Here is a 13,449-nt window from a genome sequence, read left to right as displayed (position 1 = left end):
GCCCTCTCGAGTACGGGAATTGCGCTTTATTTCCAGGGAAATAGCCGAATTTGCTGCCGGTAGGCCTCAGGGCAGCCCGGCGATGTCGTCCGGGGAGTTGAGATTGACCAGCGGGGACGCGTCGGCCAGCACGACCCGGCGGACGTCGACGGCATCGATCAGGGCGCCCACCCGTCGTTGGCCGGCAGCCACCAGGGTCTGGACCGTCGGGGCCAGGCCGGTGCGGTACACCCCGGCCAGATAGTGGTCCCGGCCGGCGCGCGGCAACACGATGTCCGCCGCTGCGGCCCCGGCGAGCAGGTCGATCAATTCCGTTGTCAGGTAAGGCATGTCGACGGCGCAGACAAATGCCCTGGGGGCACCCTCGAGCTCGGCGGCGCGCAGCCCCAGCCCGATGGCCGGCAACGGCCCCAACCCGGGAACTTCGTCGCGCAGCACCCGCGCGGGCACGGTCGGCAGCACTTGGCCCTGGGCGGCCACCACGAACACCGGATCGCAGCGCTGCGCCAGCACCGAGACCAGATGCTGCACCAGGGTCCGGCCGGCGAATCGGCCCGGCACCGTCAGGGTGGCCTTGTCACGGCCCATCCGGCGGGAATCGCCGCCCGCCAGTACCACGCCGGCCAACCGACCAGCGGTCATCGCGTCAGTCGACGGTCCAGGTGTCGCGACCACGCAGCAGCGCCTGGAGTGCGGCGGTGTCGTTAGGGGTCGACTGCCGGGCCTCAGCCACCTGCGCGCGTGCCAGGTCGTCGTAGGTGGGCTTGGCGACCTTGCGGAAGATGCCCATCGGGAAGTGCGACAGATCCTGCTCGGCAAGCCGCGACAGCGCGAAGGCATACGAGGAGTCGGCCAGCGTGGCGTCGTGCACCACGATCTGCTCGGCCGAGACGTCGGCGGTCTTGGCGACCTCGAGCCCGAAACCGGACTTGATGACGCAGTACTCCCCCTCGGCACCGAACACGATGGGTTCACCGTGCCGGACATTGATGATGCGGCTCTCCGCACCTTCCTTGCGCAGCAGGTCGAAGGAGCCGTCGTTGAACACCGGGCAGTCCTGCAGGATCTCCACCAGCGCCGAACCGCGGTGCTCCATCGCCCCTTGCAGGACCTCGGTGAGGCCCTTGCGGTCGGAGTCCAAGGCGCGACCGACGAACGTCGCCTCGGCGCCCAGAGCCAGCGAGATCGGGTTGAACGGGTTGTCCAGCGAACCGAAGGGTGTCGACTTGGTGACCTTGCCGGTCTCCGACGTCGGCGAGTACTGGCCCTTGGTCAGGCCATAGATCCGGTTGTTGAACAGCAGGATGGTGATGTTGACGTTGCGTCGCAGCGTGTGGATCAGGTGGTTGCCGCCGATCGACAGCGCGTCGCCGTCACCGGTGATCAGGAACACCTTCAGGTCTTCGCGGGCGGTCGCCAGACCGGTGGCGAACGTCGGGCCACGGCCGTGGATCGAGTGCACGCCGTAGGTGTTCATGTAGTACGGGAACCGGCTCGAGCAGCCGATACCGCTGACGAACACCACGTTCTCCCGGCGCAGCCCCAGCTCGGGAAGGAAGCCACGGATCGTGTTGAGAATGACGTAGTCACCGCAGCCCGGGCACCACCGCACCTCCTGGTCGGAGGTGTAGTCCTTGGCCTTCTGCGGCTCGTCGGTGGTGGGCACCCCGCTCAGCGCGGTCAGTCCCAGCTCGGTACCGACGAGCGTGCCGACAGGTTCGGTGGTGGTCATGAATTCGCTCCTGCTGTACCCGCAATGGTGACCGCCGCGGCCCTGGCCAGCGACGCCTTCTCGTTCTCCCGATCGGCCAGCGTGCCGGCCAGCGCGTCGTCGATGATTCCCTCGATCTCATCGGCCAGGAACGCCTGGCCGGTCACCTTGGTGACCGACTGGATGTCGACCAGGTAGCGACCGCGCAGCAGCAGCGCCAGCTGGCCCAGGTTCATCTCCGGCAGCACCACCTTGGGGTAGCGTCGCAGCACCTCGCCCAGGTTGGCCGGCAGCGGGTTGAGGTTGCGCAGGTGGGCCTGAGCGACCTTGATACCGCTGCGCCGGACCCGCCGGCAGGCTTCGGCGATCGGGCCGTAGGAACTGCCCCAGCCCAGCATCAGCAGCTCGGCCTCCCCGGACGGGTCGTCGACGACCAGGTCGGGGACCTTGATGCCGTCGACCTTGGCCTGCCGCAGCCGCACCATCAGGTCGTGGTTGGCGGGCTCGTAGGAGATCGCCCCGGAGCCGTTGGCCTTCTCCAGCCCACCGATCCGGTGTTCCAGGCCCGGGGTTCCGGGGATGGCGAACTGCCGGGCCAGGGTCTCCGGGTCACGCGCGTAGGGCGCGAAGTCCTCGCCGGCCTTGGCCAGGTTCTGATCGATCGGCTCCATGGAGGCCACATCCGGGATGCGCCACGGCTCGGAACCGTTGGCGATCGCGCCGTCGGAGAGCAGCACCACCGGGGTGCGGTAGGTCACCGCGATCCGAACGGCCTCGACGGCCGCGTCGAAGCAGTCCGACGGGGTGCACGGCGCCAGCACCGCAACCGGCGACTCGCCGTTGCGTCCGTACAGCGCCTGCAGCAGGTCGGCCTGCTCGGTCTTGGTGGGCAGACCCGTGGACGGGCCGCCGCGCTGGACGTTGATCAGCAGCAGCGGCAGCTCGGTCATCACAGCCAGGCCCAGCGCCTCGGCCTTGAGCGCCAAACCGGGACCGGAGGTGCTGGTGACACCCAGTGCGCCACCGTAGGAGGCGCCGATGGCCGCGCCGATACCGGCGATCTCGTCTTCGGCCTGGAAGGTGAGCACGTTGAAGTTCTTGTACTTGGACAGCTCGTGCAGGATGTCCGAGGCGGGGGTGATCGGGTAAGTCCCCAGCACCACTTGGGTGTTGGCCAGCTGGCCGGCGACGATCACGCCGTAGGCCATCGCGGTGTTGCCCGAGATCTGGCGGTACTCGCCGGCCGGCAACTTGGCCGGGGCGATCTCATAAGTGGTGCCGAAGGCCTCGGTGGTCTCGCCGTAGTTCCAGCCCGCCTTGAGCGCCAGTACGTTGGCGTCGGCCACATCGGGCTTCTTGGCGAACTTCTCCCGGATGAAGCGCTCACTGCTCGAAAGCTCGCGGCCGTACATCCACGACAGCAGGCCCAGGGCGAACATGTTCTTGGCGCGGGCGCCGTCCTTCTTGGTGGCGCCGATCGCCTCGACCGCACCCAGCGTCAGGGAGGTCATGGCGACCGGGACCACGACGTAGTCGGAGAGCTCTTCGGTCTCCAGCGGGTTGGTCTCGTAGCCGATCTTGGCCAGGTTGCGCTTGGTGAACTCGTCGGAGTTCACGATCACCATGCCGCCACGCGGCAGGTCGCCGATGTTGGCCTTGAGCGCCGCGGGGTTCATCGCCACCAGGACGTCGGGGCGGTCACCGGCGGTCAGGATGTCGAAGTCGGCGATCTGGATCTGGAACGACGACACACCGGGCAGGGTGCCCTGAGGTGCGCGGATCTCGGCCGGATAGTTCGGCTGGGTGGCCAGGTCATTGCCGAACAGGGCCGCCTCGGAGGTGAAGCGATCGCCGGTCAGCTGCATGCCGTCGCCGGAGTCCCCGGCGAAACGGATGACGACCTTCTCGAGTTTTTGGCGTCCCGGTGCCGATCCGACTCCGTTACCACTCGGCCCCACGGCCCCGCCTTCCCTCGTGTCCGACCCGGGCCCGCGCAGCACGTCCGGCGCACCCACAAGTTTTTCTGTCACTAGCAGTACCGATTATTGCACCGCTCTTATAGACCATACGACGCCACACCGTGTCGAATTTCGGGTTACTCAGTGTTAAATGTCGATGTCACAGCGGGGTTCACGGACAAGTTGGGGCGTAAATGTGGTTTTCATCACGTCTGCCCACGGGCCAAGTCTAAGAAAACGCCCGTACTGTTCGAAAACCCGCCGCCGAGCGGTCGGCGCGGTGTTCTAGGCGCTCTTGTCGCGACGCTCGCTGCGCGACGCCTTGCGCGGAACGATGGTCGGCAACACGTTGTCCTGCACCGTTTCCTTGGTCACCACGACCTTGGCGACGTCGTTGCGGCTGGGGATGTCGTACATCACCGGCAGCAGGACTTCCTCCATGATCGCCCGCAGACCACGCGCACCGGTGCCCCGATGGATCGCCTGATCCGCGATGGCCTCCAGGGCGTCCTGGGTGAACTCCAGCTCCACCCCGTCCATCTCGAACAGCCGGGTGTACTGCTTGACGAGGGCGTTCTTGGGCTCCGAGAGGATCTTGACCAACGACTCCATGTCCAGGTTGGTCACCGAGGCCACCACCGGCAACCGGCCGATGAACTCGGGGATGAGCCCGAACTTGATCAGGTCCTCGGGCATGACCTCCGCGAAGTGGTCGGTGGTGTCGATCTCCGCCTTGGACCGGACTTCGGCGCCGAAACCCAAGCCGCGCTTGCCAACCCGGTCCGAGACGATCTTCTCCAGTCCGGCGAAGGCCCCGGCCACGATGAACAGCACGTTGGTCGTGTCGATCTGGATGAACTCCTGGTGCGGGTGCTTGCGGCCACCCTGCGGCGGAACCGAGGCCTGCGTGCCCTCCAGAATCTTCAGCAGCGCCTGCTGCACGCCCTCACCGGAGACGTCCCGGGTGATCGACGGGTTCTCGCTCTTACGGGCGATCTTGTCCACCTCGTCGATGTAGACGATGCCGGTCTCGGCGCGCTTGACGTCGTAGTCGGCCGCCTGAATCAGCTTGAGCAGAATGTTCTCGACATCCTCACCGACGTAGCCCGCCTCGGTCAGCGCGGTGGCGTCGGCGATCGCGAACGGCACATTGAGCATCTTGGCCAGCGTCTGGGCCAGGTAGGTCTTGCCGCAGCCGGTGGGCCCGAGCATCAAGATGTTGGACTTGGTCAGTTCGACTGCCTCACCGGAGCGGGAATCCCGGCTCTTCTCGCCGGCCTGGATCCGCTTGTAGTGGTTGTAGACCGCCACCGCCAGGGTGCGCTTGGCAGTGTCCTGACCGATGACGTAGCCCTCCAGGAACTCCCGGATCTCCGCGGGCTTGGGCAGCTCGTCGAGCTTGACGTCGTCGGCGTCGGCCAGCTCCTCTTCGATGATCTCGTTGCACAGGTCGATGCACTCATCGCAGATGTAGACGCCCGGTCCTGCGATGAGCTTCTTGACCTGCTTCTGGCTCTTCCCGCAGAACGAACACTTCAGCAAGTCCCCGCCATCTCCAATGCGCGCCATAGTGCGTTAGGACCTACTTCCTGTTCGCCGTCTGTCGTCGGGGAGCCGATGTCTGCTCCGACGCTACCCGTTCATTCCGGTGCGAGGCGACCGATAAGGCCGAATCGCGTCGTTGGTATTCATCACTAGCCCGTCTGCCTGCCCAAGAAGATATCGCCCGGGACGCCGCTCCCGGCGGTGTGACGCGCTGGCGTGGCGTGAGCGATTCGGGGGTGTTACCCGACTGTGAGACACAGCAGAGCATCGGGACCCTACAGTGGCGACCGTGGGGTTCGCCGTGCCCGACGATACCGTGCTCGTCGCCGATGGGGGGCTGGCGAGCGAGCTGGCGGCCCGCGGAGCCGACCTGTCCGATCCCCTGTGGTCGGCCCGCCTGCTCATCGACGACCCGCGCGCCATCGTGGGCGCCCACAGCGCCTTCTTCGCCGCCGGCGCCCAGATCGCGACCACCGCCAGCTATCAGGCGAGCTTCGACGGTTTCGCCGCCCGCGGGATCGGCCGCCACGACGCCGAGGACCTGTTGCGGCGCAGCGTGGACCTGGCGCGGCAGGCCTGCGGCCCGGTGCCCGGGCGCTGGGTGGCGGCGTCGATCGGTCCCTACGGCGCCGCCCGCGCCGACGGTTCGGAATACCGCGGCCGGTACGGGCTTTCGGTGGCCCGGTTAGCGGCGTGGCACCGGGAGCGACTGGAGGTGCTGGCCGACGCCGGCGCCGACCTGCTGGCCGTGGAGACCGTCCCGGACCTCGACGAAGCCGCGGCGCTGGTGGAGTTGATCCGCGAGGCCGATGTGCCGGCCTGGCTCAGCTACACCATCGACGGCACGGCGACCCGCGCCGGGCAGCCGCTCGCCGAGGCCTTCGCGGTGGCCGCCGGGGTGCGACAGCTTGTCGCGGTGGGGGTGAACTGCTGTGCGCCCGCCGACGTCCTGCCGGCGATAGAGATCGCCCGCGCGGTCACCGGTAAGCCGGTGATCGTCTATCCCAACAGCGGCGAGCGCTGGGAACAGGGCGCCTGGACCGGACCGAGGGGGTTCTCCCCCGCGCTGGTTCCGCAGTGGGTCGCCGCGGGCGCGCGCATCGTGGGCGGGTGCTGCCGGGTGTCGCCGGCGGACATCGGCGCGGTGGCCGAAGTGGTCGCCGGGTTACGCCGAGCGTGCACTCAGGGCGAAAATCCCACCGGAAATTCGCCCTGAATGCACGCTCGGTGCGAAGACTTACGCCGTCTGCGCCGAGAGCTTGCGGTACTCCAGGACGGTGTCGATGATCCCGTAGTCCTTGGCCTCGGGGGCGGTGAGGATCTTGTCGCGGTCGGTGTCCTTGCGGATCACGTCGGCGTCCTTGCCGGTGTGCCGCGCCAGGGTGGCCTCCATCAGCGTCCGCATCCGCTCGATCTCGGCCGCCTGGATCTCCAGGTCGGAGAACTGCCCCTGGATCACGCCGGACAGCGACGGCTGGTGGATGAGCACCCGCGCGTTGGGCAGCGCCATCCGCTTACCGGGCGTTCCCGCCGCCAGCAGCACCGCGGCCGCCGAGGCGGCCTGGCCCAGGCACACGGTCTGGATGTCGGCCCGCACGTACTGCATGGTGTCGTAGATCGCCATCAGCGAGGTGAAGGAGCCACCCGGGGAGTTGATGTACATGGTGATGTCGCGGTCGGGGTCCAGCGACTCCAGGACCAGCAACTGGGCCATGATGTCGTTGGCCGAGGCGTCGTCGACCTGCACGCCGAGGAAGATGATGCGCTCCTCGAACAGCTTGTTGTACGGGTTGGACTCCTTGACGCCCCAGCTGGAGTGCTCCACGAACGACGGCAGGATGTAGCGCGCCTGCGGCTGGATGTGCGGGTTCATGATGCGGCTCCGTTGGTGTGGGCGCGAGTGATGATGTGGTCGACGAAGCCGTACTCCAGGGCTTCCTGGGCGGTGAACCAGCGGTCGCGGTCCGAGTCGGCCTCGATGCGCTCGATGGGCTGACCGGTGAACTCCGCGTTGAGCCGGAACATCTCCTTCTTGATGACCGCGAACTGCTCGGCCTGGATGGCGATGTCGGCCGCACTGCCGGTCACGCCGCCCAACGGCTGGTGCATCAGGATGCGGGCGTGCGGAAGGGCGTAGCGCTTGCCCTTGGTGCCCGCCGCCAGCAGGAACTCGCCCATCGAGGCGGCCATCCCCATCGCATAGGTGGCGACGTCGCACGGTGCCAGCACCATGGTGTCGTAGATCGCCATCCCGGCGCTGATCGAACCGCCCGGAGAGTTGATGTAGAGCGAGATGTCCTTGGTCGGGTCCTCGGCCGCCAACAGCAGGATCTGGGCGCACAGCCGGTTGGCGATGTCGTCGTCCACCTGCGACCCCAGGAAAATGATGCGTTCTCGCAGTAGCCGCTCGTAAACCGAGTCGACGAGATTCAGACCAGGCTGGCTCACAGTGGGGTACCTGCTTTCTCGAGATTCATATGCCGAGACATGTTTAAGACCCTAACCAACCGGCGCGGCCGAGGGCGTCCCAAACTGGGTTCGTTCGCTTACAGCGTCACTCGTCGGACGCCGGCGCGGCCTCGTCGGCGGATTCCTCGGCCACCTCGGTCTCGTCGGCGGAAGCCTCGGCCACCGCGGCCTCGTCGCCCTCGTCGGCGGATTCGTCGGTGCCGAAGAACTCAGCGGTGTCGACCTCGTTGCCGTCGGTGTCCTTGACCGTGGCGGCGCGCACCGCCGCAGCCAGCGCCATACCGCGGCGCACATCGGCCAGCACCGCGGGCAGCTGGTTGTTCTCCTGCAGGAACTGGATCAGCTGCTGGGGGGCGACGCCGTACTGGCGCGCCATCAGCACCAGGTGCTGGGTCAGGTCGTTCTGGCCCACCTTGACCTCGAGCTTGTCGCCGAGCGCGTCGAGCAGCAGCTGGGTCTTCACCGACTTCTCGGCCTCGCTGCGGGTCTCGGCGTCGAACTCGGCCCGCGAGGAGCCCTTGTCGACCAGCGACTCGTTGAACTTGTTCTCGTCGTGGTCGACCGCGTGCAGGGCGTTGTGCAGCGCGTTGTCGATGTGCGCCTGCACGACGGCCTCGGGAAGCGGCATCTCGACCTGCTCGACCAGGGCCTCCAGCGTCAGCTCGCGGACCTTCTCGGCCTGCTGGATGCGCTTGGTCCGGCTCACCTGCTCGCTGAGGTTCTCGCGCAGCTCCCCGATGGTGTCGTATTCGCTGGCCAGCTGCGCGAATTCGTCGTCGGCCTCCGGCAGCTCGCGTTCCTTGACGGACTGGACCGTAACGGTGACCTCGGCCTCCTTGCCGGCCTGCGGGCCGGCCGCCAGCTTGGCGGTGAAGGACTTGCTCTCACCGGCGGACAGCCCCACGATCGCGTCGTCGAGTCCGTCGATGAGCTGCCCCGATCCGACCTCATGCGACAGGCCCTCGGTGGCGGCCCCTTCGACCGCTTCCCCGTCGATGGTGGCGTCGAGGTCGATCGAGACGAAGTCGCCCTCGGCGGCCGGGCGGTCGACACCGGTCAGGGTGCCGAAGCGGGCGCGCAGCGAGTCGAGTTCGGCGTCGACCTCTTCGTCTTTGATCTCGATGGGGTCGACGGTGACCGCGAGCTGCTCCAACTCGGGCAGGGTGATCGCCGGACGCACGTCGACCTCGGCGGTGAAGGCGATCTGCTCACCGTCGTCGAGCTTGGTGACCTCGATGTCGGGCTGACCGAGCGGCTTGAGGTCCGAGGTGGTCACCGCCTCGCTGTAGCGACTCGGCAGCGCCTCGTTGACGACCTGCTGCAGCACCGCTGCCCGGCCGAAGCGGGCCTCGATGAGCTTGGCCGGCGCCTTGCCCGGCCGGAAACCCGGCAACCGCACCTGCTTGGCCAGCTCCTTGTAGGTCCGCTCGAAATCCGGCTGAAGCTCGGTGAACGGCACCTCAACGTTGATGCGAACCCGGGTCGGGGTCAGCTGCTCGACGGTGCTCTTCACGGGTTACTCCTCGATATGGTTGACGTGGTCAGTCGTGTGCCGGTGCGGCGCGCGCTGCTGGTCGGGGTGACAGGATTTGAACCTGCGGCCTTCCGCTCCCAAAGCGGATGCGCTACCAAGCTGCGCTACACCCCGCACTGACCAGGCGATCCTACGGCCCGGTAGATCGGCAGTCGCAAAGACCTGCTGTCAGCGCCCCACAAATGGCCCCGCGGCGGGGCAATTGGATTTCGAGTCCGCCACGCCGGTACAGTTTCGCTCTAGCTATTCATGCGGGCGTAGCTCAATGGTAGAGCCCTAGTCTTCCAAACTAGCTACGCGGGTTCGATTCCCGTCGCCCGCTCTGCAAGGGCCGCCGAACAGCGGTTCGGCGGTCTCCGCCACGGTCGATCTGGGCCGTGAGCCGGGGCCGGGGCCGCTGTACGCGCACCCGGCCCGCGACTTATCCTTCGAACGCGGGTCCGATCGCCCCGTCGCCCCCGCGGAAGGGGATTCTCCCTAGCAGGAAGGCACTCGATGGGCGGCACACGGCACGTCCAAATCCATGGAACGTGCTCCCCGCGCTTTGAGAAGGTGCGGTACGAGTTCGAGCGCAACTTCACGCTGCGCGACGAGCTCGGCGCCGCCGTCGCGGCCTATGTCGACGGCGAACTCGTCGTCAACCTGTGGGCCGGCTCCGCCGACGTCGAGGGCCGGCGCCCCTGGCAGGAAGACACCCTGAGCACCGTGTTGTCCGGCAGCAAGGGCCTGACCAGCACGTGTGTCCACCGCCTCGCCGAAGCCGGCGTGCTCGACCTGCGGGTGCCGGTGGCGCACTACTGGCCCGAGTTCGGCCAGGCCGGCAAGGGCGACATCTCCTTGGCCATGGTGCTGGCACACCGCTCCGGGGCCATCGGGCCGCGCGAACCGATGCACTGGCGCGACGTCACCGACTGGGGCCTGGTCTGCGAGCGCCTGGCCGCCGCCGAACCCTGGTGGCGTCCCGGCAGCGCGCAGGGCTATCACATGACCAGCTACGGCTTCATCATCGGTGAAGTGGTCCGGCGGGTCACCGGCATGACAGTCGGTGAGTACCTGCGCAATGAGGTCGCCGGTCCGCTGGGCGCCGAGGTGCACATCGGGGTTCCGGCCGAGCAGCAGCCGTACCGCTGCGCCGACCCGGTGGGCAAGCCGACGATTCGGGAGATGCTGGCCTCGGCCGGGGCGCCCAAGCGCCCGACCTCGCTGGACGACCACCCGAAGGCGGGGCTGGCGGTGGCGATGGGGTTCGCCCCCGACGACGAGATCGCCACCAACGACCTCACCCTGTGGCGCCAACTGGAGTTCCCCGGCACCAACGCCCAGGTCTCCGCCCTGGGCATGGCCACGTTCTACAACGCGCTGCTGCAGGAGAAGCTGCTCAGCCGTGCCGCGATGGACCGCCTGCGGGTGCTGCAGGGCGGCACCGAGACCGATCTGGTGCTCGGACCCCGGGTCGCCGAGCACGGCTGGGGCCTGGGATACATGCTCAACGCGCAGGGCGTCAACGGGCCCAACCGCCGGATCTTCGGGCACGGCGGCCTCGGCGGGTCGTTCGCCTTTGTCGACCTTGAGCACCGGATCGGTTACGGCTACGTGATGAACCGGTTCGACCACACCCAGGCCAATGCCGATCCGCGCAGCGTGGTGCTGTCCAACGAGATCTACCGGGCGCTCGGCGTGCCGATCCGGCCCCGGCGCGAATCGGTCTACGACGACTGACGGCCCCTACCGGCCGGACGTCACGCCTGGCACGACGGGCACCAGAACACGTTGCGGCCCTCCAGTTGCGCGGTGCGCACGGCGGTACCGCACAGCCGGCAGGGCTCGCCGGCGCGGCGATAGACATAGGTACGCGGCTTGCCGGGCGCATACGCCGGTGCTCCGTGGTCGTCCTCGGGCCGCACCACCACGATGCTGCCGCGCCGCAGGCCGACCTTCATCAGCGCCACCAGATCCGTCCAGATCGCGGCGAATACTGCTTCATCGATCTGCACGCCGGGCCGATACGGGTCGATCCGGTGCCGGAACAGCACCTCGCTGCGGTAGACGTTGCCCACCCCGGCCATCACCGACTGGTCCATCAGCAACGCTGCGATCGTCTTGCGGGACTTGGCTATTCGCTTGAAGGCCAGCCCCGGGTCGGCCTCGCTGCGCAGCGGGTCGGGCCCTAACCGCGCAATCACGTCGGCGACCTGTGCCTCGTCGACCAGCTCGCAGGCGGCCGGTCCGCGCAGATCGGTGCCGTACCCGGTGCCCACCATGCGCATCCGAACCTGGCCGACCGGTTCGGGCAGGCCACCGTCAGCCAGGTCGAACTCGGTGAAGTGGCCATAGATCCCCAGGTGCACGTGCACGATCGGCCCGTGCGCGTAACGGTGGAACAGGTGCTTGCCCCAGGCCTCGGCGCGCCGCAGCGGCCGCCCGTCGACGGCTGCGGCACCGGATTCGAACCGGCCCTGCGGGCTCGACACCGCGACCGGTGCACCGGCGAAGCGGCGCTGATGCAGCCGGGCCAGCCGGTGCAGGATGTGCCCCTCCGGCATGTCAGGCCGCGGAAACCGGGGGTCAGGCCGGCGCGCCGGGTACCGGAGGCGCCTGGTGGTCGCGTTCGTAGGCGGCCAGGATGTCGATACGACGCTGGTGCCGTTCGGCCTGCGACCAGGGCGTGCTCAGGAACGCGTCGACGATCGCCAGCGCTTCGGAGGTGGTGTGCATCCGTCCGCCGATGCCGATCAGCTGGGCGTTGTTGTGCTCGCGCGCCAGCTGCGCGGTCTCGGTGCTCCAGGCCAGCGCGCAGCGCGCCCCGGGCACCTTGTTGGCCGCGATCTGTTCGCCGTTGCCCGAGCCGCCGATCACGATGCCCAGGCTGCCCGGGTCGGCAACCGTGCGGGTGGCCGCCGCGATGCAGAACGCCGGGTAGTCGTCTTCGGCGTCGTAGGCGAAAGCCCCGCAGTCGACCGGCTCATGGCCGCCCTGGCGCAGGTGCTCGATGATCTGCTCTTTGAGTTCGTAGCCGGCGTGATCGCAGCCGAGGTAGACGCGCATGGACGTCATTGTCTCAGAGTCGGCCGCCGGCTTCTGACGAGCCTGCGCCCCGCGGCGACCCCGCGGCAGGGCGCCGCGGGGATCGCCGGGTCGGCCGGGGTCAGTCGAACTCCGGCGCCTCGGTGCGGGAGCGCTTGAGTTCCCAGAAGTGCGGGTAGGACGCGAAGGTCACCGACGCGTCCCACAGCTTGCCCGCCTGCTCCCCGCGGGGAATGCGCGACAGCACCGGCCCGAAGAACGCCACCCCGTTGACATGGATGGTGGGGGTGCCGACGTCGTCGCCGACCGCGTCCATCCCGGCGTGGTGGCTGGCACGCACCGCGTCGTCGTAGGTGTCGGTGGTGGCGGCTTCGGCCAGTTCGGCCGGTAGCCCGACCTCGGCCAGCGACCCGGCGATGACGTCGGGGAAGTCCTTGTTGTTCTGATTGTGGATCCGGGTGCCCATCGCGGTGTACAGCGGCCGCAGAATCTCGTTGCCGCGCAGTTGTTCGGCGGCGATCGCCACCCGCACCGGCCCCCACGCGTCCTTGAGCCGCTCGCGGTACTGCTCGGGCAGGTCGCGTCCCTCGTTGAGCACGGCCAGGCTCATCACGTGGAAGGTGACGTCGATATCCCGGACCTTCTCGACCTCAAGGATCCATCGGGAGGTGATCCAGCACCACGGGCACAGGGGGTCGAACCAGAACTCGGCGTGCGACTTCTCGGGCATGGGAATCCTCTCGGCCTACAACGGTTACGTCCGGGTCTAACGCGGCACCGGGCACATCTATGCCCTCCCCCGCATCTACCGGCCCAGTACCAGCAGTACCACCGCGACAGCCGGGAAAGCACCCTGGACGATCGCGGCGCGCGCCCGCTCCGGCGACGACGCCACCAGTACCAGCGCCGCCGCCAGCATCGATCCCACGCCCGCGAAGATCAGCGCCAGGCCCACCGCGCAGTGACCACCGGCGACGGCACCGATCCCGACAGCCGTCACGATCGCCAGAAACAGGTTGTAGAAGCCCTGGTTGAAGGCCAGCGCCTTGGTGGTCTCGGCCTCCTCGGCGGTGGTGCCGAACACCGCCCGGGTACGCGGCGCCGTCCAGCTCAGCGACTCCAGCACGAAGATGTAGACATGCAGCGCGGCCGCCAGCGCGGCGAACGTCACACCGGCGATGAGCATGGTCTCCATTAAACGCCGTCCG

13 protein-coding genes and 2 tRNA genes are annotated in these 13,449 nt (G+C 68.0%); 3 read left to right on the top strand and 12 right to left on the bottom strand.

The window, feature by feature from the left end; all coding sequences use genetic code 11:
* Nucleotides 1–66: 66 nt before the first annotated feature.
* From mobA to clpX, 4 genes are all read right to left on the bottom strand, one after another.
* Nucleotides 67–642, bottom strand: a complete 576-nt coding sequence (mobA, locus tag AWC02_RS15795; protein WP_085129673.1) for a molybdenum cofactor guanylyltransferase — start codon at nt 640–642, stop codon at nt 67–69.
* 4 nt (nt 643–646) lie between these two features.
* Complete coding sequence (locus AWC02_RS15790) at nt 647–1,732, bottom strand: 2-oxoacid:ferredoxin oxidoreductase subunit beta (RefSeq protein ID WP_085129672.1); 1,086 nt, start codon at nt 1,730–1,732, stop codon at nt 647–649.
* On the bottom strand, nt 1,729–3,669 hold the full coding sequence (locus AWC02_RS15785; protein WP_085129761.1) for a 2-oxoacid:acceptor oxidoreductase subunit alpha: 1,941 nt from the start codon (nt 3,667–3,669) through the stop codon (nt 1,729–1,731). The genes AWC02_RS15790 and AWC02_RS15785 overlap by 4 nt, the downstream gene beginning before the upstream one ends.
* Before the next feature lie 285 nt (nt 3,670–3,954).
* Nucleotides 3,955–5,238 (bottom strand): ATP-dependent Clp protease ATP-binding subunit ClpX, encoded by a 1,284-nt coding sequence (gene clpX, locus AWC02_RS15780; RefSeq protein WP_085129671.1) that lies wholly within the window; start codon nt 5,236–5,238, stop codon nt 3,955–3,957.
* 265 nt (nt 5,239–5,503) lie between these two features.
* Here clpX and mmuM point away from each other — a divergent pair, with 265 nt between their 5' ends.
* Nucleotides 5,504–6,430 (top strand): homocysteine S-methyltransferase, encoded by a 927-nt coding sequence (gene mmuM, locus AWC02_RS15775; protein WP_085129760.1) that lies wholly within the window; start codon nt 5,504–5,506, stop codon nt 6,428–6,430.
* Between the two features lie 21 nt (nt 6,431–6,451).
* On the opposite strand, the gene clpP2 is transcribed toward mmuM, so the two are convergent.
* The 4 genes from clpP2 to AWC02_RS15755 form a co-directional block, all read right to left on the bottom strand.
* Complete coding sequence (gene clpP2 / locus AWC02_RS15770; protein ID WP_046315104.1) at nt 6,452–7,087, bottom strand: ATP-dependent CLP protease proteolytic subunit ClpP2; 636 nt, start codon at nt 7,085–7,087, stop codon at nt 6,452–6,454.
* Nucleotides 7,084–7,662, bottom strand: a complete 579-nt coding sequence (locus AWC02_RS15765; protein ID WP_046315102.1) for an ATP-dependent Clp protease proteolytic subunit — start codon at nt 7,660–7,662, stop codon at nt 7,084–7,086. Before AWC02_RS15765 ends, clpP2 begins: the two co-directional genes overlap by 4 nt.
* Nucleotides 7,663–7,768: 106 nt before the next feature.
* Nucleotides 7,769–9,196, bottom strand: a complete 1,428-nt coding sequence (gene tig, locus AWC02_RS15760; RefSeq protein ID WP_085129670.1) for a trigger factor — start codon at nt 9,194–9,196, stop codon at nt 7,769–7,771.
* A gap of 58 nt (nt 9,197–9,254) precedes the next feature.
* Nucleotides 9,255–9,331: transfer RNA gene (locus tag AWC02_RS15755), tRNA-Pro, on the bottom strand.
* Nucleotides 9,332–9,468: 137 nt separating this feature from the next.
* Here AWC02_RS15755 and AWC02_RS15750 point away from each other — a divergent pair.
* Nucleotides 9,469–9,539: transfer RNA gene (locus AWC02_RS15750), tRNA-Gly, on the top strand.
* A 173-nt stretch (nt 9,540–9,712) separates the two neighbouring features.
* Nucleotides 9,713–10,936 carry a serine hydrolase domain-containing protein gene (locus tag AWC02_RS15745; RefSeq protein WP_085129669.1) on the top strand — a complete coding sequence of 408 codons (1,224 nt, stop codon included), beginning with the start codon at nt 9,713–9,715 and terminating at the stop codon, nt 10,934–10,936.
* A 20-nt stretch (nt 10,937–10,956) separates the two neighbouring features.
* On the opposite strand, the gene AWC02_RS15740 is transcribed toward AWC02_RS15745, so the two are convergent.
* The 4 genes from AWC02_RS15740 to AWC02_RS15725 all read right to left on the bottom strand — a co-directional run bounded on the left by AWC02_RS15740 (nt 10,957) and on the right by AWC02_RS15725 (nt 13,427).
* Nucleotides 10,957–11,760, bottom strand: a complete 804-nt coding sequence (locus tag AWC02_RS15740) for an Fpg/Nei family DNA glycosylase (RefSeq protein WP_085129668.1) — start codon at nt 11,758–11,760, stop codon at nt 10,957–10,959.
* 22 nt (nt 11,761–11,782) lie between these two features.
* Nucleotides 11,783–12,262: a ribose-5-phosphate isomerase gene (locus AWC02_RS15735; protein ID WP_085129667.1), complete on the bottom strand. Its 480-nt coding sequence runs from the start codon at nt 12,260–12,262 to the stop codon at nt 11,783–11,785.
* A gap of 100 nt (nt 12,263–12,362) precedes the next feature.
* Nucleotides 12,363–12,971 (bottom strand): DsbA family oxidoreductase, encoded by a 609-nt coding sequence (locus AWC02_RS15730; protein ID WP_085129666.1) that lies wholly within the window; start codon nt 12,969–12,971, stop codon nt 12,363–12,365.
* A gap of 75 nt (nt 12,972–13,046) precedes the next feature.
* The gene (locus AWC02_RS15725) at nt 13,047–13,427 is read right to left on the bottom strand and encodes a DUF1304 domain-containing protein (RefSeq protein ID WP_085129759.1); all 381 of its coding nucleotides are present in this window, start codon (nt 13,425–13,427) and stop codon (nt 13,047–13,049) included.
* Nucleotides 13,428–13,449: the final 22 nt, after the last annotated feature.

The sequence above is a fragment of the Mycolicibacter engbaekii genome, from assembly GCF_002101585.1.
GTDB lineage: Bacteria > Actinomycetota > Actinomycetes > Mycobacteriales > Mycobacteriaceae > Mycobacterium > Mycobacterium engbaekii.
The sequence above is the reverse complement of the archived record's forward strand: the minus strand, read 5'-3'. Positions and strand labels throughout refer to the sequence as shown.